The sequence below is a fragment of the Desulfonema magnum genome, from assembly GCF_017377395.1.
GTDB lineage: Bacteria > Desulfobacterota > Desulfobacteria > Desulfobacterales > 4be13 > Desulfonema_C > Desulfonema_C magnum.
The window spans coordinates 3333107-3360090 of record NZ_CP061800.1 but is presented as its reverse complement, the minus strand read 5'-3'; the positions used below and the strand labels follow the sequence as shown (position 1 = coordinate 3360090).

Annotated in this window: 6 protein-coding genes and 1 CRISPR repeat array (1 of these 7 cut by a window edge); of the genes, 3 read left to right on the top strand and 3 right to left on the bottom strand. The window is 49.4% G+C overall.

Features of this window, described 5'->3' with window-relative positions; genetic code table 11:
* Window positions 1-47: 47 nt before the first annotated feature.
* The 3 genes from nifJ (at window position 48) to dnm_RS13115 (ending at window position 6876) form a co-directional block, all read left to right on the top strand.
* Window positions 48-3701 carry a pyruvate:ferredoxin (flavodoxin) oxidoreductase gene (nifJ, locus tag dnm_RS13125; protein ID WP_207683091.1) on the top strand — a complete coding sequence of 1218 codons (3654 nt, stop codon included), beginning with the start codon at window positions 48-50 and terminating at the stop codon, window positions 3699-3701.
* Window positions 3702-3837: 136 nt separating this feature from the next.
* Entirely contained in the window at window positions 3838-4770 is a 933-nt protein-coding gene (gene mdh / locus dnm_RS13120; protein WP_207683090.1) for a malate dehydrogenase, read from the top strand.
* A 201-nt stretch (window positions 4771-4971) separates the two neighbouring features.
* Window positions 4972-6876 (top strand): propionyl-CoA synthetase, encoded by a 1905-nt coding sequence (locus dnm_RS13115; protein WP_207683089.1) that lies wholly within the window; start codon window positions 4972-4974, stop codon window positions 6874-6876.
* Window positions 6877-6942: 66 nt separating this feature from the next.
* Here the strand turns inward: dnm_RS13115 and dnm_RS13110 are convergent, their stop codons facing one another.
* From dnm_RS13110 to dnm_RS13100, 3 genes are all read right to left on the bottom strand, one after another.
* Window positions 6943-12153 (bottom strand): PKD domain-containing protein, encoded by a 5211-nt coding sequence (locus tag dnm_RS13110; protein WP_207683088.1) that lies wholly within the window; start codon window positions 12151-12153, stop codon window positions 6943-6945.
* Window positions 12154-12272: 119 nt separating this feature from the next.
* Entirely contained in the window at window positions 12273-13334 is a 1062-nt protein-coding gene (locus tag dnm_RS13105) for a 4Fe-4S binding protein (protein WP_207683087.1), read from the bottom strand.
* 129 nt (window positions 13335-13463) lie between these two features.
* Window positions 13464-22907, bottom strand: a complete 9444-nt coding sequence (locus dnm_RS13100) for a choice-of-anchor D domain-containing protein (protein ID WP_207683086.1) — start codon at window positions 22905-22907, stop codon at window positions 13464-13466.
* A 696-nt stretch (window positions 22908-23603) separates the two neighbouring features.
* A CRISPR array of direct repeats spans window positions 23604-26984; the repeat unit is 28 nt; unit sequence CTCATAACCCCTCATGGGGAGAAATAAC (it continues 3435 nt past the right edge of the window).

Genomic DNA, 26984 nt, shown 5'->3' with positions numbered 1-26984 from the left:
TAACACCTAACACTTAACACCTAACACTATAAAACAGGTACAATATTATGACAAAAATCATGCAGACAGTTGACGGAAACACTGCGGCAGCTCATGTCGCCTATGCCATGAGCGATGTGGCCGCAATTTATCCTATTACACCTTCCTCCCCCATCGGCGAAGTTGCAGATGAATGGGCCGCGGCAGGACGTAAAAATATTTTTGGTCAGGTTATGACGGTTCGCCAGATGCAGTCGGAAGCCGGAGCAGCCGCGTCTGTTCATGGTGCTCTGGCAGCGGGCGCGTTCACCACTTCTTTCACCGCTTCCCAGGGACTTCTTCTGATGATTCCCAATATGTACAAAATGTCAGGGGAGCTGCTCCCGGGAGTGCTGCACGTCACAGCCCGTGCCATTTCCACCCATGCGCTTTCCATTTTCGGAGATCATCAGGATGTCATGGCAGTCCGTCAGACCGGATTTGCGCTTCTGGGTTCGGCCTCGGTTCAGGAGGCCATGGATCTCGCCTTAGTGTCGCATCTTGCCGCGATTGAAGGCAGTGTTCCGTTCCTCCATTTCTTTGACGGGTTCCGTACCTCCCACGAAATCCAGAAGATTGAAATGATCAAGTATGATGATATGGCGAATCTGGTAAACTGGAATGCGGTTGCGAAATTCCGTGCCAGAGCCGCAAATCCGGAAAGACCTGAACTTCGGGGAACAGCCCAGAACCCGGATATTTATTTTCAAGGCATGGAAACCCGTAATCCGTATTATCTCAAAATACCGGGGATCGTGGCCGAGTACATGAAAAAAGTCGGCGACCTTACCGGACGTCCCTACAAACTTTTTGATTATGTGGGTGCGCGGGATGCGGAACAGGTTATTATCTCGATGGGCTCTTCCTGCGAAACCATCGAAGAGGTTGTAAATTATCTCGCGGGAAAAGGAGAAAAGGTCGGGCTGATCAAAGTGCGTCTGTATCGCCCGTTTTCGGCGGAACATCTGTTTGCAGTCATGCCTGAGACAGTTAAGACCATTTCGGTTCTCGACCGTACCAAAGAGCCGGGCGCGCTGGGAGATCCGCTCTATCTGGATATGTGTACAGCTTATATGGAACGCGGCGGTGTGATGCCTGCCATCTTCAACGGACGATACGGACTCGGGTCCAAAGAGTTCAATCCCGGGATGGTAAAGGCAATCTTTGACAATATGAAGTCGGCCGAACCCAAAAAACATTTCACCGTGGGAATTACGGACGATGTGACAAATACGTCCCTGGAAGTGGATCCCGGATTTGATGTCGCGCCTCCGGGAACAGTACAGTGCAAATTCTGGGGTCTCGGAGCAGACGGAACCGTGGGCGCAAACAAGAGCGCGATCAAGATCATCGGCGACAACACAGACATGTATGCCCAGGCGTATTTTGCTTATGACTCCAAGAAATCCGGCGGCGTGACCATGTCTCATCTCCGCTTCGGCAAAACCCCCATCCAATCCACATATCTGATTGACGCGGCTGACTACATCGCATGTCATAACGCTGCGTATGTGGATATCTATGATTTACTGGAAGGGATCAAAGATGGCGGAACCTTTGTCATGAACTCCCCGTGGACAGCCGAAGACATGGAAGTGAAACTTCCTGCGGAGATGCGCCGGACCATTGCTCAGAAAAAGCTTAAATTTTACAATATTGACGCGGTGAAGATTGCGGGCGAGGTAGGACTCGGGGGCAGAATCAACATGATCATGCAGACCGCGTTCTTCAAGCTGGCAAACGTCATCCCGGTTGAGGATGCCATCACTTATCTCAAGGGCCAGATTAAAAAAATGTTCGGCAAAAAAGGAGATAAGATTGTCAACATGAACTGCGACGCGGTGGATAAGACCCTGGATCATCTGACCGAGATCAGTTATCCTGAATCCTGGGCAGATGCCGCGGCCGCGGCCCCACAGGCCAAAGATGAGCCGGATTTTGTGAAAAAAGTGTTGCGTCCCATGGTGGCACAGCAGGGTGACAAACTTCCGGTGAGTGCGTTTACACCGGATGGTATCTTTCCCGTAGCCACTGCAAAATATGAAAAACGAGGCGTGGCGATCAACGTGCCGGAATGGATCATGGACAACTGCATTCAGTGTAATCAGTGTGCCATGGTCTGTCCTCATGCGGCTATTCGTCCGTTCCTTATCAGCGATAACGAGGCTGCTGAAGCGCCGCAGGCGTTTGAATCAAAAAAGGCGGTAGGCAAAGAACTCAAAGGGTATCAGTTTCGTATGCAGGTCAACCCTCTGGACTGCATGGGCTGCGGCAACTGTGCGGACATTTGTCCGGCAAAGAAACCTGCTCTCGTTATGAAACCTCTTGACACCCAGAGAGAACAGGCTTCCAACTATGAGTTTGCCCTTACCTTGCCGGTGCGGGATGATCTGGCGAAGCGGAACACTGTCAAAGGCAGCCAGTTCTGCGAGCCGCTGCTGGAGTTCTCGGGCGCGTGCGCGGGATGCGGCGAAACCCCTTATGCAAAACTCCTCACCCAGTTGTTCGGGGAGCGGATGATCATCGGAAACGCCACGGGCTGCACTTCTATCTGGGGCGGTTCCGCACCGGCCATTCCTTACTGCGTGAACAAGGAGGGCTTCGGCCCCAGCTGGGGCAGTTCCCTGTTTGAAGACCCTGCGGAATTTACCTATGGGATGCTTTTGGGGCATCTCCAGCAACGTACAAAACTGACTGGCCTGATGCAGAATGCCCTGAATGAGGATATTTCTCAGGAGGTGAAAAATGCTATTCAGGGATGGCTCGACAATATGCAAGACCCCGAAGGCTCGAAAAAATACGGGGACCAAATGAAGTCGTTTCTGCCGTTGTACAGGGAAAATCCGCTTCTGAGCGAAATCTCAAGCCTGTCAAAGCTGTTTACGAAAAAGTCCTATTGGATATTCCTCGGAGACGGGTCAGCGTATGATATTGCCTATGGCGGCATTGATCATATCTTAGCTTCAGGCGAGGATATCAATGTCATGGTATATGACACCGAAGTCTATTCCAACACCGGGGGTCAGTCCTCAAAAGCCACGCCCACGGGGTCGGTGGCAAAGTTCGCCGCGTCCGGCAAGAAGACCGGCAAAAAGGACATGGGCGGCATGGCAATGACCTACGGCTATGTGTATGTGGCGAACGTGGGCATGGGCGCGAACAAACAGCAGCTTATAAAAGCGCTTACCGAAGCCGAGAATTATGACGGTCCTTCGCTGATCATGGCATATGCGCCCTGCATCAACCACGGCATCAAGAAAGGCATGGGCAAGAGCCAGGAAGAGACCAAACTCGCGGTGCAGTGCGGTTACTGGCCCTTGTATCGTTACAACCCGGTTTTGAAGGCCCAAGGAAAGAATCCGTTTATTCTCGATTCCAAAGAGCCGGATGACAGCCTTCAGGAATTTCTGTCCGGCGAAGTCCGTTACGCATCTCTGGAAAAGGCGTTTCCGGAGGAATCCAAGAAACTGCGTGCGGCTCTGGAAGAGGAATACAAAGCCCGTTATCAGAGGTTGAAGCTTATGGCAGAGGGAACGCCGACCGAGGAACAGAAAACATCTGAAATCAGCGAAGCCTCCGCAGTTGCAGAAGATGATCCGAGTTGCGCCGTATCCGCCACTGCGGAACATTCACGGCTTGATAATATAGATGCCCCCTGTGACGACGGAAGAGAAGGCAAGTAAGTACCTAACCAAAAGTTTTCCAGTATTTTTATCTCAGGTTTGTAGTTCCGCCTTTAGGCGGGCTGACACCGCCTAAAGGCGTAACTACGAACTTTTCATAGCCAATCATTCATTTTTAATATAAAAGGAGAAATTCATGGACAAGAAAGTTACCGTAATCGGATCAGGCAACGTGGGAGCCACAGCAGCACAGCGTTTGGCAGAAAAAGAATTATGCGATGTTGTGCTGATTGACATCGTGGAAGGGATGCCCCAGGGAAAAGCCCTGGACCTCACAGAAGCCGCTCCCATTGAAAAGCATGATGCCCATGTGACAGGAGCCAACGGATATGAGGCTTCCAAAGATTCTGATATCATCATCATCACGGCGGGAATTCCCAGAAAGCCCGGGATGAGCCGGGATGATCTGATTAGCACCAACAAAGGGATCATGAAAAGCGTTGTTACCGAAGTTGCGAAATACTCTCCCAATGCGGTTCTTATTATTGTGAGCAATCCTCTTGACGCGATGTGTCACGTCGCGTTTGAAGCCAGCGGCTTTCCCAAAAACAGGGTCTTGGGAATGGCCGGTGTGCTGGATTCTGCCCGGTTCAGAGCTTTCATTTCCATGGAGCTTAACGTGTCTGTTGAAAATACCCACGCGTTTGTCCTCGGGGGCCACGGTGACACCATGGTTCCGCTGCCCCGGTATTCCACCGTGGCCGGCATCCCCATCACGGAACTCATGCCCAAAGAGCGCATTGACGCCCTGGTTGAAAGAACCGCAAACGGCGGAGCGGAGATCGTCAGCCTTTTGAAAACCGGAAGTGCATTTTATGCGCCCGCGTCCGCGGCAGTGGAAATGGCTGAGTCCATACTCAAAGACAAGAAAAAAATCCTCCCCTGCGCGGCCTATCTTGAAGGCGAATATGGCATAAACAATCTGTTCATCGGCGTTCCTGTAAAACTGGGGACAAACGGTATAGAAGATATTATTCAGATTAAACTCACTGATGACGAAAAAGCAGCCCTGTCCAAATCCGCGGACGCGGTTCAGGAACTTGTGGAAATTTTGAAAAAAAGTGATTAGTGATTAGTGATTAGTGATTGGTAATTGGTGATTAGTGATTGGTAATTGGTGATTAGCATTTAAACTTGCTATTTTTTAGTCGCGGATTAAGGGACGGAGGCGGAGAACATGTCTGACATTTGATGCCTGAGACCTGAGACCTGGCACATGACACTTAACACTTAACACTTTTTCCATAAATAAAATACAGGAGAGAAGAACATGAGCAACGCATATGATGAAGCATTTAAAAAGTCCATTGATGATCCTGAAGGGTTCTGGGGCGAGGCGGCTGAAGACTGTCATTGGTATAAAAAATGGGACAAGGTCCTTGATGACTCCAATAAGCCGTTCTATCGCTGGTTTGTCGGCGGAGAAATCAATACCTGCTACAATGCGCTGGACTATCATGTTGATAACGGCATCGGGGATCAGGTTGCCCTGATCTATGACAGCCCGGTTACGGACACGATTAAGAAATATACTTATACCGAGCTGAGGGACGAGGTTGCCAAATTTGCAGGTGTTCTTGCTGCCCAGGGCGCTGCAAAAGGGGATCGTGTTATTATTTATATGCCCATGATTCCCGAGGCGGCCATTGCCATGCTCGCATGCGCCCGTATCGGTGCGGTGCATTCGGTGGTTTTCGGCGGATTTGCGGCAAAGGAGCTGGCGACCCGAATCAACGACGCCAAGCCGAAAGTGATTGTCTCGGCCTCCTGCGGTGTCGAAGGCAAAAAGGTCATTCCCTACAAACCGCTTCTCGACGGCGCCATTGAAATGGCGGAGACAAAGCCTGAACATTGTATTGTTTTCCAGCGTCCCATGGAAACGGCTTCAATGATCGCGGGCCGTGACATTGACTGGAACGATGCCATGGCAAAGGCCGAACCCCATGACTGCGTTCCCGTGGCTGCCACGGATCCCCTGTATATTCTTTACACCTCCGGGACAACCGGCCAGCCCAAGGGCGTGGTGCGGGACAACGGCGGGCATGTGGTCGCGCTGAAATGGACCATGAAGGCCATTTATGACATAGATCAGGGCGATGTGTTCTGGGCCGCGTCCGATGTGGGCTGGGTGGTCGGGCATTCTTACATTGTTTACGCGCCGCTGTTCAAAGGCGCCACCACGATACTTTTCGAGGGAAAACCGGTGGGCACGCCGGACGCGGGCGTGTTCTGGCGGATCATCTCGGAGCATAAGGTGAAAATCCAGTTCACCGCGCCCACGGCCTTCCGCGCCATCAAACGGGAGGATCCCGAAGGCGAGTTCATCAGAAAATATGATCTCTCGAACTTCAAAATCCTCTTTCTCGCGGGGGAAAGATCCGATCCCGACACCATCCAGTGGTCGGAGAAGAATCTGGGCGTGCCGGTGATTGACCACTGGTGGCAGACCGAGACCGGGTGGGCCATCTGCGCCAACTGCATGGGCCTGCATCATTTTCCGGTCAGATACGGCTCGCCCACGAAATCCGTGCCGGGGTGGAATGTCCAGGTCGTGGACCCCGAGTGCAGGCCGGTGAAGGCCGGTGACATCGGCGCGCTGGTGGTGAAACTGCCGCTGCCTCCGGGAACCCTCCCCACGCTCTGGAACAATGACGACGGCTATGTCAAGGCTTACCTTGAGGAATTTCCGGGATACTACAAAACAGCGGACGCGGGGTATATTGACGAGGAGGGGTATGTCTATGTCATGTCCCGTACCGATGACATCATCAATGTCGCGGGACACCGCCTCTCCACAGGCGCGATGGAGGAGGTACTTTCCGACCATCCCGACGTGGCCGAATGCGCGGTGCTCGGGGTCGAGGACAAGCTCAAAGGGCAGATTCCCGTGGGGTTCATGGTGCTGAAGGCCGGTGTCACCAAAGCCAATGATGAAATTATCAAAGAGGTGGTTCAGATGGTGCGGGAGCGCATCGGGCCCGTGGCCGCGTTCAAGACGGCCACGGTGGTGAAACGCCTGCCCAAGACCCGTTCCGGGAAGATTCTGAGGGGAACCATCCAGAAGATTGCGGACAACAAAGACTACAAAGCCCCTGCCACCATAGATGATCCCGCGACGCTGGGAGAAATGGAAGAGGCGCTGAGTTCCATTGGATACGCAAAGTCGAGAAAATAGTTTTTCCGATAAGTAAAAAATATCACGGAGGGGGGGCCGAGCCTGGCAAAAGCCCACCCTCTGTTTTTAATTTTCACTTTTACAGAACAGCCTTATCAGAGACAGAAGCAGAACCATAAGCCCCGGGACAATAAGTTTTGCAATCGGCAAATCATGATGGCCGCCCGCAGCGTTAATAAAACATCCGTCATCATCGGACACTGTTACGATGATCTTCACCGAATCACTGCTTGTATTTCCATCTTCATCGGTCACTATAAAAACAACCGTATAATCTCCGGCAGTTTGAAATGTCACATCTTCCGGGTGTTCTGCCCCTGAATTCTCATCTGCACCCCCGCCAAAATTCCATGAATAAGCAAACGGAGGATTTCCGCTTGTGACAGCCCCCTCGAACTTAACGGACTCCCCCTCATTTATCGTCATATCCGAACCCGGGACCACGATTGACGCGACAGGAAAGTCGGAGACTTCTGGCAGTGTTGTCGGTGTCAGGGTTGAGGAAGTTGTGACGGTCGTCGGTGTCAGGGTTGAGGAAGTTGTGACGGTCGTCGGCGTCAGGGTTGAGGAAGTTGTGACGGTCGTCGGCGTCAGGGTTGAGGAGATTGTGACCGTCGTCGGTGTCAGGGTTGAGGAGCTTGTGACCGTCGTCGGCGTCAGGGTTGAGGAAGTTGTGACCGTCGTCGTGGTCATTGTTGTCGGAATGAGAGTCGTAGTGGTTGGACTGATGGTTGTTGTTGTCAGACTCGTTTCATCTGCGCTTACCCTCACAGAATGACTATCTGTATCTCCGTCAGCATCAGTAACGGTAAAGGTGATGTCATAGCTCCCCGGTTTCTCAAACATGACATTTCCGGGCGCTTTTACTGCGGAATTCTCAGCCCCGCCGTCAAAATCCCATGAATAGAAAAATGGCGGCCTGCCGCCGGTAACAGCCCCCTGGAAATTCACAGAATCTCCCTTGTTCACAGTTATATTCATATGGGGAGATGCTATTGACGCAGCTGGTAATTCAACCAGCGTGATATCAAGATCAGTTGTTTCCCCTTCAATGACAGTAATCTCGGCAGTGTATGTTTTGTAGGGGTCTGAGTCCTTTGCCCGGACAGTTAAAACAAACTCTCCGGGGATGTGAGACATATAATAACGCCCCTCGTCATCTGTTTCCGCTGAACTGCCGCCGGTTGTACTCAGAATCACAGGAATGCCCGGCGTGACCCTGCCTTTGATATATCCGGATTCAGCCGCGGTGACAGTGACTTTTTTCGTCATAACATCTGAGCATCCGTCCGTACCTGTTGCTGTCAGCGTCACCTGAAACTCGCCTGTTTCCGCATACTCATGAGTGATGATGTCATCTGGCGGGACTGCTCCTGTATCCCCGTCTCCGAAATCAAAAGAAAGCTCACCCGCGGACCCGGTTGTGTCAAATATTATCCTCACGCCCGCGGAGCCGTCCGCGGGAGATGCTGTGAACGCTGCAACTGCCTGGCAAACAGAAGAAAGCGTAATTTCGTCAAGATGAGTGGTATGCCCTTTTATGACAGTAATCTCTATGGTGTAAGGCTGATACTTATCTGATTCTTTTGGCGTGATCGTTAAGACAAACTCACCGGGAATGTGCGATATCCGATAATACCCTTCCTCATCCGCCTCAGCACAGATGCCTGCGCTTGTGCTTACTGTCGCGGGTATATTCGGCGTCACATAACCCTCAATATATCCGTCCGGTATTGCAGGTTCCCAGAAAGTCGCATGGATGGAATGAGAAAGATCGTCATCCGGAAAGGTGTAAGTTTCAATGGGTCCCATGGATACGCCGTCTATGACAACCCCATATATCTCGGATCCGGAATCAGGAATGATCGCGGCTGTGTGAGTTCCGTCCTGATTCGCCGTAACACTTACCTTTCCGTTTTCATTCAGCGTGATCTTTATGGGATATTCCCTGAATGTCGCGTGGATGGTATGATTTTCTCTGTCATCCGGGAAGACATACTGGTAAACTGCTCCCAGGGACACGCCATCCGCCACTACATTATGCACTTCATATCCGGAATCGGGAATGATTAAAAATGTCTGATCCCATATTTCTATTCTTCCTCCGGCTCCCCATGTTGGCGTTATTTCCATCAGTTCTCCGAAGGTTACATGCGCTGTATGATCAGCGCCGTCATCAGGGAAAGTATAGGTATCATCCGGGCCTGCGGATACGCGGTCTGCCAGGATATCATACACCTCATATCCGGAGTCAGGAATAATGGTGACGGTCCGCCCTCCGTCATCATTTACCGTAACCGTGACAGTGCCGTTCTCTCCTGACGTAACTGTTAATGAGGATTCTTTAAAGGTCGCATGTAAGGTGTGTTCGGAACCGTCATCCGGAAATGTATGTTCGGAAACTGATCCGAGTGACACATTGTCCGCCACCACATTATCCACTTCATATCCCGGATCCGAGATAATCAGATAGTCCTGTCCCTGAGCCTGTATTTCTCCGCCCGGTTCCCATGTTGTCACGGCCCCCGGCGACTCTCTGAAAGTAACATGAATCTCGTGATCGTCAGTGACATTGGCAAAAATATAGCTATAAACCGTTCCCAGGGATTCTCCGTCTGTTGTGACATCATACACCTGATATCCTGGTTCTGGTGTCATGGTAAATGTCTGTGCTGTGCCTTCCTCGACAAACACATCACCCGCGGGCGTTATCACACCATTGGGACCTGCCCCGGCTGTTATGATATACTGTTCGGGAATGCGTTCGTTTACACTTACTGTTATTGAACAAGCGGACATATCTCCGTCTCGGTCAGTCACGGCGAAACTGACAGGATAAACTCCCGGAGTCTGGAAAACAATATTTCCGGGAACTTTTAATTCAGAATCCGCAGCCCCGCCGTTAAAATTCCATGAATAGGCAAATGGCGCATTGCCACCGGTAAAGCTTCCCTGGAAATAAACAGCTTCACCTGTGTCAACGACCACATCGGAACCCGGGGATATGATCAGTGCGGACGGAAACTCAGCCAGAACAATAGGATCAAGCTCACGGGTCTCTCCTTTATTGACGGTAATCTTTACGCGATATGTTTTGTATTTATCTGATTCTTTCGGAGCGGCTGTTAAGATAAACTCGCCAGAACGATGCGGCATATAAAAATGTCCTTCCTCATCCGTGTCAGCGTATCCGTTGCCTGTTGTGGTGAGAATTGTCGGGATATTGGGTGTCACAAAGCCTCGGATGTATCCGTAATCTGCCATTGGGTCTTGAAATGTAACGGAAATTTCATGATCCTCAGTAATATTTGTAAACGTATAAGCAGATATCTGTCCGAGTGATTCTCCGTCAGCAGCCACATCAAATTTCCAGTCTTCATACCCCTCATTGAGTGTTACTGTAAATGTCTGATCTTCTCTGTGATCTGTCATAACGAGGCCCGGAGGGTCTATGGTTCCGGCTTCCCAGCCTTCTTTTACATACGCATTGATCATATGTGTCTGTTTGAAAAACACTTCCAGGGTATGATCTTCGGTAACTTTTTTAAAGATATATCTGTTTTTTTCATCCAGGTCCTTTTCTAAATCAATTTTATTTCCATCTGCCTTGATTTTATTAATTCTCCATCCGTTATTCAGTTTGATTTTAAATCTCTGATCTTCTCCGTAAGCCACCATAACAGTGCCGGACGGCTTTATACTTCCGCCGTTATCCGGGGTTGCAATTGCCGTGATGGTTGCTGCTCCCGGAGTCAATGTCGTTGTCGTAGGAGAAATAACGGTAGAAGTCGTGGTAGCACCCGGAGCAGTCGTTGTCGGAGAAATAACGGTTGAGGTCGTGGTCGCACTCGGAACTGTTGTTGTTGTCGGAGAAATAACGGTTGAAGTCGTGGCCGCACTCGGAAGTGTTGTTGTTGTCGTCGGAACAAGCGTTGAAGTCGTGGTCGCACCCGGAGCAGTCGTGGTCGTAGGAGAAATAACGGTTGAAGTCGTGGTCGCACCCGGAACTGTCGTTGTCGTCGGAGAAATAACGGTTGAAGTCGTGGTCGCACCCGGAACTGTCGTTGTCGTCGGAGCAAGCGTTGAAGTCGTGGTCGCACCCGGAAGTGTTGTTGTCGTGGGAGAAATAACGGTTGAAGTCGTGGTCGCACCCGGAAGTGTCGTTGTCGTCGGAGAAATAACGGTTGAAGTCGTGGTCGCACCCGGAAGTGTTGTTGTCGTCGGAGAAATAACGGTTGAAGTTGTGGTCGCACCCGGAACTGTTGTTGTCGTCGTCAGAATCTTTTCATTTACTGTTATTGTCAGTGAATCACTGCTCGTATCTCCGTCAGCGTCGGTGACAGTAAAAGTAACAATATAGTTTCCCGGATTCTGAAAAGCTATTTTTTGAGGGGTTTCTGCAAGTGAATTTTCAGCCTCACCGTCAAAGTCCCATAAATAACCAAACGGGGGGCTTCCGCCGGTAACAGTCCCTTGAAAATTAATGGTTCCTCCCTCGGTTATGCTCAGGTTTGAAGACGGAGACGTTATAGAGGCGACCGGCAATTCTGTCAGGATGATATCCGCTGTGGTTGTCTCCCGTTCATTGACCGTAATCTCGGCAGTGTATGTTTTATACTTATCCGCTGCCTTTGACTGTGCCGTCAAAAAGAACTCACCTGCGATATGGGATATACGATAATATCCGTCCTGATCAGTCTCTCCGCGGCCATTCCCTGTTGTCGTCAGAATCACCGGTACATTCGGCGTGACATACCCCTCAATATATCCGCTGGTGTCAATATTGATAACGGTTCCGTCAGAAGATGTATAGGGAATATCATCGTTATCAGCATCACGTAATACAGGACCCGGAGATAAAAAGGAGAGCGTGTCTGAAGCAATCTCAGTATCCGCCGCCATCCTGAAAGTCAGTTTTGCCAATACCGCGTTTGTATTTTCCTCAATTCCGTACATGGATGCCGCAGTTAGCAGAATCTTAACCTGGCCGGACCGGGGATTTGTCAAATCAGGCTCGACTTCGCTGATAAGTTCAAAAAGCCATTCTCCGTCAGCAGCCTCGCCGTTTTGGAACGCTAACACATCGGAATCATATCCGATGTCAATTTCTGTGGTTCTTATGGCGGACGTTGCATTGTTTATGGTAATATCCACTGTAAACGTTTCTCCGGGCAGGGCTTCTGCATCACCAATTTCAAGTTCAGCCATCGCAAAAGCATTTATCCCCACCAAAGCCGACAGAATGAGACCTAAAAGAAAATACATTGCCTTTTTCATTTTTTCCTCCTTTTTTTGCCCGTATCCTTCCCGAAATTCGGTTTCCAATTGTGTGAAAACCCGTACCCAAAACAGAGTTTGGGTACGGGATCGGCTGCTGTTTATCGCGAACGAGGTGTTTACATCACACCTCTTCCCTGAGCAAGCTTCATATACATCCTGACTGTATTTTTAGGGGGAATATATTTTTCTGACGCGTCTTTTTCCACAAGCACCATTGCTTCGGAATCACACGCGGCCACACAAATACCGCATCCGATACATCTTGCCAAACTGACCTGTGCTGTATCCTCCACCGTGATAGCGTTCATCTGACAGCGTTCCTCACACGTTCCGCACGCGGTGCAGTTTTCCTCATTGACTGTGACGTAATAATTAGAACACACAGCCTTGGCAGGTTCCTCCAACTTATTCAGATTTTTCAGCACCTGGCAGCAACACCCGCAGCACATACAGATATTCATGGGTTTCTGAGAATTTCCGGGCTGAAGCACAAGCCCTTGTTCAATGCCCTTGTTCAAAATCTCCAGCGCCTCTTCCTGGGAAATGGGACGGCCCAGACCGTTTTCCTCATAAAAGAATGCGCCGCCGCCGAAGATGAGACAGGCTTCCTGAAGTTTGCCGCATCCCTTGCCGACCATTTCGTGCTCTTTTCGGCAGATACAGGGCGCAACCACAATTTTTGACTCTGCTCTGATGATCTTTTCCGCTTCTTCATACGCCATGACGTTCATTTCCGCAGAAATACTTTTTGATATGGGAATGACCCTCAGTTGCCTTGTTTTCTGCTTTACCCATATTTCCTTCATCAGATGCGGAATATATTCATTGGCATCATGAATCAGCGCTTCATTAAGATCGTTGACATGATACTCCCATATGCCGACCATAAACTGAGCTGCCATGTAATGATTCTTTCCCTTCTTGCCTGAACGGAGAATAAGTCCTTTTTTAGACATGCTTTCCAGAAGCGGTGTCAGTTCTGATTCGTTCATATCAAGCTGTTTTGCAATGGCAGAAGGCGGGTCCAACTTCATTCTGAGAGCTGTGGCAATTTCCGCCTCATGAGGTGTAAAGAGCCGTTTTAATATCCGCAGTTCAACACCTGAATCCGTAGGAGGAAAACCTCCCGGAAGTTTGTCAAGATGTTTTGCAAGTTTTTCATAAACTGCATTTTCCATTATTTAATTCTCCTTTTTTATAATGTAAAGAGGAATGAGCATTTTCCTTTTCGCCACAGGGATTTTGTATAAGAAAGGGAATTGAATCTCTTTCTTATATGAAATCCCTGTGGCGGAGGCGGGCAAATTTTATAATTTTCTATACGAGAACAAGGCAAAAACGGTTGCCAGTACGAGTAAAAGGAGAAACTGAACGCCTCTGTCTGCAAAACAGGAATCATGCCCGTAAGTTGCAGTGGCAATGAAACAGCCTCCGCCTCCGCCGTCAGATCCGCTTTCCGGAGGTGTGCCAGGCCCATAAATAGCGGCGATAACCCCGTTGACAATACCATCCTCATCCACTGCCCCCCCATCAGTCAGCGTAAGGCTTATCTGGTCTCCGGACTCGTTGAAAAGCGCATTGGCAACGATATCCGACCATCCGCCTGCCGAGCGATATTGATACATTTTATAGTGATCCGACACGGACGCGGGGAGATAAATTTCGAGAAGTGCGGTATCGTTTTCGGCAAAGCATTTCACCTGCATATCAATAAGACTGTAAATCAGATTCTCCGGCTTATCCTCAGTCTCCGGTATCATATCAGACGAGATGACGTATAAGCTTATCAGGTCTCCGCCACTGAGAACTTTGATCCCCATATTTTCTCCGGTTGCGGATTTGAAAGCAAGCACGTCATCGGAAAAATCCGTAATGCCGTTGTCATTGATCCTCACTGTTATCTCATCCGTTGTCTCAAATCCTGCACGATCCGTAATCATCAGCTGAAAGGTAAGCACAATCTGGCTGCCATCAGCTACTGGCGGTGTCACAAAAGTCGGATTCGGCGCGTTTTCATCGGACAGGGTTACGGGAATTCCCTCGGTCTGAATCCAGCGATATTCGGAAATCAGGTTTTTCGGATCTGTTGTATCAGAACTGTTCAATATCACCGTAAGCCCCTCATCCACGGTCTGATCATCCCCCGCGTTGGCTGTGGGAGGCTGCGGTGCTGAACTGATATCATCAGGATTCGTACCATAAAGATACTCTTGCAAATTGCTGTATCCGTCACCATCCAGGTCCTGGTCTGCATCGTCAAAAAACGGATTAAGTCCGAATTCCGATTCCCAAGTATCCGGCATACCGTCGCCATCCGCGTCCGAACTGACGATGACGCTGAGATAAAAGACATCGCTTTCATCAGTCCCGTCGTTCACCGTCAACGGAACCGTGAGCGTGTCGCTGAAACCGGGAACCGGGGTGATCGTGTTTTCCGAACGGTCATAGTTTTCGCCATCCAGCACCGTGAGCGTAAAGTCATCCGGAAACACATTGTCCGGATCCGTCACCACCACATCCGCCGGCGTGATGGTGAGAGGCGTTTCTTCCTCTGTTGACAAAGGATTCTGCCCTGTAATCACCGGAACGTGATTTTCTCTCACTTCGACATCCGCAAGAAACAGATTGCTGTCACTGGTGCCGTCGCTGACCATTACCGGAACTGTGAGCATTCCTGTAAAATCATCAGCCGGGCTTATGACGTTCTCGGAAACAGTATAGTTCTCCCCCTCCTGAACCATCAGGGTGAAGTCATCCGGGAAAACATTGTCCGGGTCTGTCACTGCCAAATCCTCCAGTGTAATGGTGAGTGATACGCCTGTGCTTGTGGATAAAGGAGTTTGTCCCGTGATGACCGGCGGATGATTTTCCGATGTCACCATCACATTAAGATGAAACAGATTGCTGTCATTTCTGCTGTCATTGACCATTAGCGGAATCCTCAGCATACCGCTGAAGCCATCTCCCGGGGTGATGATAATTTCTTTTTGCCTGCTTTGAAAGGGAGAGGTGTGTGAAAATGTGTAGTTTTCACCATCGCTGACTTTCAGGGTGAAATCATCAGGAAACACATTGTCCGGGTCTGTGACGGTCAGATCATTCGCTGTGATGGGCAGGGATGTCCCCTCCGGCACATATAAAAATGTCTGTCCTGTAATCACCGGCGGATCATTTACTTTCTCCACCCGGACATCAAGATAAAATACGTCACTGTCATTTATACCGTCATTCACCTTCACCGGAATGCTGAGTCTGCCGTTAAAATCCGTTGCGGGAATAATGGTGTTGTCGGGGAGATTGTCAATCTCTGTGCCAGCGGTTTCGGCAAAGAATTTTCCCAGGCCGTTATTGAGATACACACGATTCCCTTCTCCATGATTCCCCGCAATGATATCCGCGTCTCCGTCTCCGTCAACATCTCCCAAAACCACTGACCGGGTATGATGAGCATCTCTCATAATATCTGCGGCCATTACGTCTTTGAAAGGCTCAGATGTTCCGTTGTTGAGATACACACGATTTCTTTCCCCGTCATTCCCGGCAATCACATCCAAATCCCCGTCTCCGTCAACATCTTCCAAAGCCACGGAACGAGTATGATCAGAATCTTTTGTTATATCTGCGCCAATGACCTGTTTGAACGGCTCAGATGTTCCGTTGTTGAGATACACACAATTTGTCTCGCCGTCGTTTCCGGCAATCAAGTCCAAATCCCCGTCTCCGTCAACATCCCCCAAAGCAACAGAATAAGTATGATGAACATCTCTGGTAATCTCCATGCCTGTTACGTTGTCAAACGGCTCGGTGGTTCCGTTGTTGAGATACAAACGATTTGTCTCGCCGTCATTTCCGGCAATCATATCCAAATCACCGTCCCCGTCAACATCTCCCAGAACCACCGAGCGGGTATGATGACTGTCCGATGTAATATCCGTGCCAGTTATGCCATGAAACGGGTTATCTGTCCCATTATTCAGGTACAAACGATTGGGGTCGCCATAGTTCCCCGCGACCAGGTCCGAATCGCCGTCTCCGTCAATATCTCCCAGCGCTGCGGAACGCGTCTGATGAATATCTGTTGAAATATTCATTCCTGCTGTGTTGCGAAACGGGTCCGATGTTCCGTTACTGAGATACAGACGATTCGCGCCATGGTTTCCTGTAATCATATCCGCGTCGCCGTCATTATCCGCATCGCCCAGAACCAGGCACAGCGTATCGCCGTCATCCGGCGGATTTTCAACACTTCTCAAATCTTCATCAAACAGACCGCTCCTCAGGCCCTTATTCAGATATATAAGGTTTCTTTGCCCGTTGTCCCTTCCGGCAGCCAAATCAGGATCACCGTCTCCGTCAATATCGCCCATAGCCAGCGAAAGCGTATGATACTCATCTCTCATAATATTCACGCCGGCCGCGTTAAAAGGTTCTCTTGTTCCGTTATTGAAATACAGGCGATTGGGTTCGCCATAATTGCCGGTCATCAGGTCCGCATCACCGTCTCCGTCCATATCCGCCAGCAGCACGGAACGCGTGTGATGAATATCCGCAGAAATATCCATGGCAGGCGAATAAAACGGGACACGGGTTCCGTTATTCAAACAGACGCGGTTTATTTCACCGTCATTTCCCACGATTAAATCAGGATCACCGTCTCCGTCAACATCATCTAAGAATAGCGAGGCCGTATGACTTACATCTGTAGTAACATCTGTGCCGGCTGCATTGCTGAACGGATCAGATGTGCCATTATTTAGGTACAGCCGATTTGTCTCACCGTCATTGCCGGCGATCATATCCGCGTCGCCGTCTCCGTCAACATCCCCCAGAATCAGTGCCCGGGTATGATCCGTGTCTGTACTGATGTCCGTCCCGATGATGTCTTTGAATGGTTCAGTTGTCCCGTTGTTGAGATAAAGCCGGTTTGTCTCGCCGTCGTTTCCGGCAATCAGGTCCAAATCGCCGTCTCCGTCAATATCCTCCAGAATTGCCGATACTGTATGATTTCTGTCCGTTGTAATGTCCAGACCTGCCGCATTGCTGAACGGATTGCGTGTTCCGTTATTGAGATAAAGCCGATTGGTTTCGCCCTTGTTTCCGGCGATCAGATCCGCGTCGCCGTCTCCGTCAACATCTCCTGTAACCACAGAGTAAGTATGGTCCGTGTCCGCAGTAATGTCCAGGCCCTTCACATATCTGAACGGGTTGCTTGTCCCGTTGTTCAGATAAAGCTGATTGGTTTCATTGTTGTTTCCGGCAATCAGGTCCAAATCACCGTCTCCGTCAACATCGCTCAGGACTAATGACCGAGTACGATGTTTGTCTGTTGAGATATCCAGGCCGCTCACCCCTCTGAACGGATCGGTTGTCCCGTTATTCAGATAGATGCGGTTGGTCTGGCCGTAATTTCCTACAATCAGGTCCGCGTCGCCGTCTCCGTCAACATCTCCTGTAACCATGACGAGAGTGAGCTGAACGTCTGCAACAGAATGGTTAAGCCTGTAATTCTCACCTTCCCGGACTGTCAACGTGAAGTCATCAGGATAAACATTATCCGGGTCCGTGACGGTCAGATCATTTAACGTAATGGTCAGTGCAGTTTCTTCTGACGTGGATAAAGGATATTGTCCGGTGATTACCGGCCTGTTATCCGCCACAGGCAAGGCTGTCACCACCCCATGAATCGTGAACTCATAGGGGTCATTGTCGCTGTCATTCGTATTAAACAGAAGGACACCTTCGAATGCGCCGTCATTTCCCGCGTCCAGCTGAATCTGAAAACTGTCGGCCTCTCCGGCAGCCACATCCTCAGGAAAATCTCCAATCAAGCTGAAGCCGTTGGGAAATTCAAGGTTGCTGAGATTCAGCACAGCATCGCCTGTGTTTCTGATGCTAAAATTTTTGATCACGGGTGTGCCGACAAGGGTGTCGCCAAAATTGACATGGCCGTGTTTCGGAATGTCAGTATTCTCCTCCGACACCTCGATCTCCGGCTCTGGTTCGGGATGAACTGTGCCGCTGATGGTGAAACTGTATGGGGCTTCGTCGCTGTCATCATTGTCAAACCAGAGAATCCCGCTAAATTCTCCAATCGCAGATGCGTCAAGTTGAACCTCAAAACTGTCAGTCCCGCCTGTTGCGATATTGGCAGGGAGGACACCTTTCAAAGTGAAGCCTTCTGGTAAAGAGATAGCCCCGATATTCAGTTCAGCCATCCCCGTGTTCCTGATGGTAAAGATTTTGGTGAGAGGACTGCCGACCGTGGTGCTTTTGAAACTGACAGCGCCGCCATTCGGGATATCCGTGCCATCATGCGACACCTCGATTTCCGGCTCCGGTTCGGGAGATGCCTCGGCCGTGAGCGTCAAAACATAGGGATTCTCATCGCTGTCGCTGGTTTCAAATCGGAACATTCCCTCTGATATACCGTCAGAAGATGCGTCAAACTGAACCTCAAAACGCGCTGTGCCTTCCATGGCAATATTCTCAGGAAACTCCCCGAGTAAGCCGAAGCCTTCGGGCAGTTCAGGATCACTGAGAATTAATACGTCCGTACCTGTGTTTCTGATGGTAAAGATTTTGGTGACAGGAGTGCCAACCGTGGTGGTTCCGAAACTGACAGTGCCGTCATTCGGGATATCCGTGCCATCATGCGACACCTCGATTTCCGGCTTTGGTTCCGGATAAACCTCTGCTGTGAGGATAAAATTATAGGGATTTTCGTCAGCATCATTGTTGTCAAACCGGAGTGTGCCAGTGAAAATGCCGACAACATCAGCGCTGAGTTGAATCTCAAAGCTGTCAGTCTCTCCTTTTGCAATGGTTTCCGGGAAATCCCCGAGCAGCATAAATCCTTCCGATAATTCAGGATGACCCAGGATCAGATCCGCGGTTCCCGTGTTGCTGACAGTGAAGGTTTTCGTTATCGGTATGCTGACAAGCGTATTGTAAAAATCAGCTGTTCCGTCATCCGGGATATGTCCGGTGTCATCCCGCACCTCGATTTCCGGTTCAGGTTTCGGATGAACCATACTGCTCAGGGTAAAACTGTAGGGATTTTCATCGGCGTCATTGTTCTCAAACCGGAGGATGCCTTTGAATTCGCCATCTGCTGCCGCGTCCAGTCGAATCTGAAAATCAGATGAGGCACCCGCCGCGATATTTCTCGGAAACACGCCGAACAAATCAAAGCCATCTGGTAATTCAGGATGACTGAGGAGCAGTTCTGCCGAACCGGTGTTTTTGATCGTAAAACGCTTTATGACAGGTATTCCCACAGTGGTGCTGCTGAATGTCACGCTGCCGCCATCCGGGATAGTTGCGCTGTCACTCAGCACCTCAATTTCAGGTTTCGGTATCACATTCACCGTACCGCTGAGGGTAAAATTGTATGGGGACTCATCGCTGTCATTGTTGTCAAATCGGAGTTTACCGCTGAATTCGCCAATCCTGACCGCGTCAAGCTGAATCTGAAAGGTGTCTGTGTCCCCGGGTTTAATTTTTCCGGGGAACGCACCGACCAGGCTGAAACCTTCCGGTATTTCAAGGTCCCTGAGTTTCAGCGAGTCTGTCCCCTTATTCCTGACAGTGAAGGTTTTAATGACAGGGGTTCCCACGAAGGTGTCATTGAACTGAACTTTTCCGCCATCCGGGACCTTGTCGCGGTTTTCATCTGAGACCCTGATTTCCGGTTCCGGGGCCGGTTTCACGGTTCCGCTGAGGGTGACATTGTACGGATTTTCATCCCTGTCATTGGTCTCAAATCGGACCGTGCCTGAGAATTCGCCCTCAGCATCGCCATTTAGTTGAACGCCAAAGCTGCTTGTGGCATTTGCTGCGATAGTGCCGGGGAATGTCCCGGCCAGACTGAATCCTGTTGGGAATTCAGGATTACCGAGGGTCAGCACAGCTGTTCCGCTGTTTCTGATGCTAAAGGTTTTGACAACAGGCTTGCCAAGGGTCGTGTTACCGAAATGAACATTGCCAAAGTTCGGAATGTCATCGTCCTCATCTGATATCTCAATTTCCGGTGCCGGTTCAGGATTTACCGTGCCGCTGATGGTGAAATCATAAGGATTCTCATCACTGTCATTGGTCTCAAACTCAAGCGTCCCGCTGAAAGTGCCGTCAGTCTCGGCACTCAGTTGAACCTGAAAAGTTCCTGTGTTGCCTGCTGCAATATTGTCAGGGAATGTCCCGGCCAAATCAAAGCCATTTGGCAAAGTGAAATTACTAAGCATCAGCACAGCCTTGCCAGTGTTGCTAATGGTAAATGTCTTCAGCACAGGCTGGCCGGGCAGCGTGCTGCCAAAGATCACACTGCCCCCGTCCGGAATCCCAGTGCCGTTCTCCGACACCTCAATTTCCGGCTCTGTATGAACCGTGCCGCTGAGGGTAAAAACATACGGATTCTCATCGCTGTCATTGGTCCCGAAGCGGAGAAGCCCTTTGAATTCGCCGTCAGCAGATGCGTCCATCTGAACTTGAAAACTGTCTGTCCCTCCGGCCGCAACATTATCAGGAAATGCCCCGAGCAGACTGAATCCTGTTGGTAATTCAGGAGGACTGAGAGTCAGAGCAGCCGTTCCTGTGTTGCTGACAGTAAACATTTTAACAACAGGCGCGCCCATCTCAGTGACACCGAATTCGATGCTGCCGCCATCCGGAACGCTGACATTGCCAGATGTTATCCCGATTTCCGGTACAGGCTTGGGATTCACTGTCCCGCTGATGGTAAAATTGTAAGGCGTCTCATCACTGTCGTTATTCTCAAACTCAAGTTCGCCACTGAACACACCCTCACCCGAGGCATCCAACTGAATCTGAAAATTCTCCGTTCCCCCTGCTGCAATACTGTCAGGGAATGCGTCGGTCAGACTGAATCCCGAGGGTAACTGAAAATTGTTGAGCGTCAGGGCATCCGTTCCTTTGTTGGTGATGGTAAAGGTTTTTGTAACAGGCGCACCGACAATGGTGGTGCCGAACTGAACCCTGCCGCCGTCCGGGATAGTGACACTGCCTTCTGACACCTCAATTTCCGCTTCCGGGGCAGGATTCACTGTGCCGCTGATGGTGAAATGATACGGATTTTCATCGCGGTCGGAGTTCTCAAAGGAAAGCTCGCCCCCGGGAGAATCCAGCACATCATTGAGCTGAACCTCAAAAACGGCCGAACTTGCCGGACTTACCGTGGTGCTGTCAAAAGAACTTAACAGCGTGAACCCCCGGGGCAGCGTAATGGGTTCCGTGAGAATCAGGTCGGTATCGCCGTTATTTTCCACGGTGAAAATAACAGAAATTGGGGTTCCCAGGGATGCGGAACCAAAGTCAAAACTGCTGCCATCTGAAATATCAGTGGTATCTGCTTTTACATTGATTTCCGGGAAACCGGTGACATGTGTTTCCGCTTCCGAACTGATATCACTGGTCAGATTATTTTGCTGGTTATCATGGGCAGGTGTGTAGGTTTCCACCACAAAATAGTAAGTCCCGGGTGACAAGCCGTTAATCTCATATTGGTCCGCGGTTTTGTCATCTGTGACGCCTGCTTCGGTGTATGGCCCGCCAGATTCACGAGCATATCTGACCCGGTAATATCCGCTGTCGTCTGTATATGAAATCGGTGTCCAGGTGATTTTAACGCTGTCTCCTGATAAAAGTGCCGCGTTTATATTTTCAGGCGGCACAGTCTGAGTTTCTGCCCAGCCCGGGGCTTTGAGGGCAAGAAAGGAAATGACTTCCGCATCAGAAGCGGTTAATTTGTTATAATCTATATCTAATTTGTCATCAGACAGATTTGCAAGTTTGCTGAAAGAAAGCGGAATATCGCCGCTCAGTTGGTTGTTTTGCAGCCAAAGCTCCTGAAGATTAATCAGGCCGGTCAGATCGGGAAATGTTCCGCTGAATCGGTTATCGGAAAGGTTGAGTTCCTGCAAGCTGAACAAGGTCGTCAGATCAGGTATATATCCGCTGAGGTGGTTGTCAGACAGGCTGAGACTCTCCAAAAGGGTCAGCTTGTTTAAAACAGGGGGGACGGTGCCGGTCAGTTGATTTTCGGAGAGGTTCAGCACTTTCAGACGGGTCAGTTCACTCAGATCCGGGACGTCACCGGTCAGTTGGTTGTCGAATAACTGAAGGTATTCCAGATGGGTCAGCGCGTTCAGATTATCAGGGATGGTCCCTGTCAGTTGGTTTCTGTCCAGGCGGAGTGTTTCCAGGCGGCTCAGACCATCCAGATTATCAGGTATTGCGCCAGTAAACTGATTATTATCCAGCCGGATGGCCTCCAAACGGGTCAGGTCGCTCAGATCAGGGAGCGTCCCGGTCAGCTGATTGTTGGGTAAAAGGAGTTCCTGTAAGTTTGTCAGATTGCTTAAATCAGGGATGGAACCTGTGAGAGTGTTGGTTCCCAGTGAGAGTACCTGCAACTGAGGCAGGTCACTCAGATCAGGAAGCGTTCCGGTCAGACTGACGCTTCTTCTGTCTATTTCTGTTACATGCCCGCCGCTGATCGTGAGATCCGTCCAGTTGATCAGGTCGTTATCCTGATTCCAGTTGTTGTCCGGACTGTCATCCCAGTTGGGGCCGTCAGTGGCGTTATAAAACGAGATCAGACATTCACATTCAGTTTGCGGAATGTTTGTCTGAATGCTGCAATTTGTTGCTGCCCGGGATTTGCTCAGGCAGCTAAAATTCAGAATGATACCTGCCAGCAAAAGAGAAATGATAAAAGTGGATACAGAACGCCTCATGATATTCTCCCTTCTGAATAAAAGTTAAAATATGACAACCCATTTACTGTTCCCTGTTCTTTCAGGGAAATGTGAAACACTTTGGTGATTCATTACCCGTTCGGATCAGAGGTCAGGTTATCCCATTTGCTTCAGATTGTCAAAGGGTTCGGCAGATATGTCTGAAAAAATGAAAAATACAAAAGGGTTGCAGGAGATTGTTTTGGATGTTTTTCAGATGCGGTTCGGGGGTTGGGTATGACACAGAGTGGCCTCGTAAAAAGGGAACAGGAACACTTGTTATGTGTTTGGGAATAATGGCTTCGACGGTAAAAGCTGTTACACCTTTGACGCATTTTCCAGCCATTTTTTCTGATTACAACGCCTTTTAGAAAGGATATAAGTTTTTGAAATTAAAATGTATAAGAGGCAAATCCCGGCCCGTTTCAGGGGGATTGTCCCACTGAATCCGAAATATTCTGTTCTTTTGCCCTGGCCGGATTCCGGAAGCTCTGACATAAAATTTTGCAAGATAAAGATTCGGGACAGTCTGTCAGGCTCCCCCAAAAGGCATTATAATCAGAAAAATTTGGTAGTCCTGCACAAGCAGTGATGAATGAGATTCAGTGTCCCGATAATCGGGGGAGTGAACGGGATTCATCACTATCTTTGCAGGACTAACCACATTTCACCCCTCAAAACTTATTTGGTCGGATAGTAATAACCCCTCATGGGGAGAAATAACAATACGGTAACGATATTAGCGCACCTCCGTATGAATCTCATAACCCCTCATGGGGAGAAATAACGACGGGCCGTTCCTGACATTCTCGACAGGGTAATTAGCTCATAACCCCTCATGGGGAGAAATAACAAAATATCCTGAGTAGATTGCAAATCAGTTCTCAGACTCATAACCCCTCATGGGGAGAAATAACTACCCTCATTGTTACAGGAGGGACGCTTCCGATAACACTCATAACCCCTCATGGGGAGAAATAACCGTGACTCCGTTTGCTCCGGTCGCACCGGCCACGGTCCTCATAACCCCTCATGGGGAGAAATAACGCAGTACCGGAGAGATGACGGATACTGCACAACGACACCTCATAACCCCTCATGGGGAGAAATAACTCTGCATCCCGTAAACCGACCCGACCCCCTCTACCGCTCATAACCCCTCATGGGGAGAAATAACAAGTAATTCCCCGGCAGCGTGATTTGTCCCGGCATCTCATAACCCCTCATGGGGAGAAATAACCTTCTTCCCGTGCCTGTTCTCTGGCCGCTGCTCTCCCTCATAACCCCTCATGGGGAGAAATAACAGGACGGCCCGCAGGCAGTAACAAATCTTCAAAACCCTCATAACCCCTCATGGGGAGAAATAACAAAAGCACTTCACCAGGTATGGAGTGTATGCCCTGACTCATAACCCCTCATGGGGAGAAATAACATATCCGGCGGAAAAAGCATTTGAGACATATCATCGTCTCATAACCCCTCATGGGGAGAAATAACGGCCTTGACATCTCCGCCGTGAGAAAGCGGTTCAAGCTCATAACCCCTCATGGGGAGAAATAACTTTTTGCAGTCGTGGCATGTTCCGCTGAAAACAAGCTCTCATAACCCCTCATGGGGAGAAATAACCACAGGGATGGCCAAGCCTGCCGCAGTGAGTGCCAACTCATAACCCCTCATGGGGAGAAATAACGACAGATTTGACTACAGGACGGACTCTAAGAGAGATGCCTCATAACCCCTCATGGGGAGAAATAACTACGCAGGGATTTTGGGCGATGCCTGAGTTCAGGCCTCATAACCCCTCATGGGGAGAAATAACCCGGGCGTCAGGTTTGTGATTGCCATGTGTAAGCCAACTCATAACCCCTCATGGGGAGAAATAACAAAGTTGTTGTTGTCGACGAAAGGCCAGCATCCGTCTCATAACCCCTCATGGGGAGAAATAACTGGGCCTGACACCAGGGATCAGGCATGGCTGCGAGGCCTCATAACCCCTCATGGGGAGAAATAACACAGACCGAAAAAAAGAGTCAGCGTCACTATTAAGCCCTCATAACCCCTCATGGGGAGAAATAACATTTGAAACAATCATATCGCTCAATTTTGCCATGACCTCATAACCCCTCATGGGGAGAAATAACACATAATTTTCAATTCCGTAATCAGATATGCGTTTCACTCATAACCCCTCATGGGGAGAAATAACTGTTTCTGCCAGTCATAGCCATCTTCTTCTCCCTTCTCATAACCCCTCATGGGGAGAAATAACAAATATGGCGAAGAATTCTTTCAGGGATATGAAATCTCATAACCCCTCATGGGGAGAAATAACAAGCTGACCATGAAACGCTTGATGATGCCGCCGAATATTCTCATAACCCCTCATGGGGAGAAATAACAACAAAAGACCATCCAGCAAAAGCCGGGGCAGTTCCCTCATAACCCCTCATGGGGAGAAATAACGTCAAATTGGCGTTCCATAATTTGAGGTGTTTTCACCTCATAACCCCTCATGGGGAGAAATAACTTAATGACCCGTGGGCTGGCGGGCCTGGAGGCATGTATCTCATAACCCCTCATGGGGAGAAATAACCCACATGCTCCTCAAATACCGGAACTAACCAGCTTCTCATAACCCCTCATGGGGAGAAATAACGTCAGGATATTCTCGACGTATGGCTGCATATGCAATCCTCATAACCCCTCATGGGGAGAAATAACATAATATCAGTCATTGTTACCTTGCCGTCTGAAGCACTCATAACCCCTCATGGGGAGAAATAACTTAAAAATATCCTGAGTAGATTGCAAATCAGTTCTCAGACTCATAACCCCTCATGGGGAGAAATAACGATGGGGTGAAAACAGCATTTCTACGATTAGCAAAATACCTCATAACCCCTCATGGGGAGAAATAACAAGGCTCTTGCTAAGCCTATTAGCACTCCCCGGAGGGACTCATAACCCCTCATGGGGAGAAATAACTTTATCAACTATCACTTTGGCCTTTTCTCGCCTGACACTCATAACCCCTCATGGGGAGAAATAACTCGTATCTCGCATAAGATCAATAAGATTCTTGTCATAACTCATAACCCCTCATGGGGAGAAATAACGCATTGTCCAACTCCAGTGGATTAAGATTGCCGAAAACTCATAACCCCTCATGGGGAGAAATAACTTTATCAACTATCACTTTGGCCTTTTCTCGCCTGACACTCATAACCCCTCATGGGGAGAAATAACATTGAATAAGAAGACATAGCAAGCATGAGCCTTCCCTCTCATAACCCCTCATGGGGAGAAATAACCAAAACTTGATTTATGGTTATCAGGAAGTCCCTGAAACTCATAACCCCTCATGGGGAGAAATAACAAATGTTACGAACGATTACAATTTGACAATCCTTTCACTCATAACCCCTCATGGGGAGAAATAACTCGGCTCAGACTGAAAAATTCCCTGTGTTTCAATCAGCTCATAACCCCTCATGGGGAGAAATAACGGAACCATTTTTTTCGGTACGGAGTCATGTGGGCATCTCATAACCCCTCATGGGGAGAAATAACGACAAGTCGACTTGCCAGGAAAAGGAAGTTTATCTCCTCATAACCCCTCATGGGGAGAAATAACGGCGTGTATGATGCGTGTGACCCTGGCCATTTTTGCGCTCATAACCCCTCATGGGGAGAAATAACGCGTTTCTCGATGCGGATCATGGGCTTTTAATGGAGCTCATAACCCCTCATGGGGAGAAATAACAACTTGAGCTTTAGGGCGGCCCGAAAATACAGTAAATCTCATAACCCCTCATGGGGAGAAATAACTCAGAAACTTACATAGAAACTTACACCTGGCGATGTCTCATAACCCCTCATGGGGAGAAATAACATGTGGGAGCGGGGGTTGTGCTGGCTGGCAGCCTGGTATCTCATAACCCCTCATGGGGAGAAATAACGGTTAAAAGTCACAGAGCCAAATCAGTTGCGGGACTTCTCATAACCCCTCATGGGGAGAAATAACCTATCCTATCAGATTGAATTCATTAAAAATTCAAAACTCATAACCCCTCATGG

Bases quoted from the DNA above. Each gene is read 5' to 3' on its own strand.
- dnm_RS13105 (WP_207683087.1), bottom strand. From the start codon at position 13,334: ATGGAAAATGCAGTTTATGAAAAACTTGCAAAACATCTTGACAAACTT.
- dnm_RS13110 (WP_207683088.1), bottom strand. From the start codon at position 12,153: ATGAAAAAGGCAATGTATTTTCTTTTAGGTCTCATTCTGTCGGCTTTG.
- nifJ (WP_207683091.1), top strand. From the start codon at position 48: ATGACAAAAATCATGCAGACAGTTGACGGAAACACTGCGGCAGCTCAT.
- dnm_RS13100 (WP_207683086.1), bottom strand. From the start codon at position 22,907: ATGAGGCGTTCTGTATCCACTTTTATCATTTCTCTTTTGCTGGCAGGT.
- mdh (WP_207683090.1), top strand. From the start codon at position 3,838: ATGGACAAGAAAGTTACCGTAATCGGATCAGGCAACGTGGGAGCCACA.
- dnm_RS13115 (WP_207683089.1), top strand. From the start codon at position 4,972: ATGAGCAACGCATATGATGAAGCATTTAAAAAGTCCATTGATGATCCT.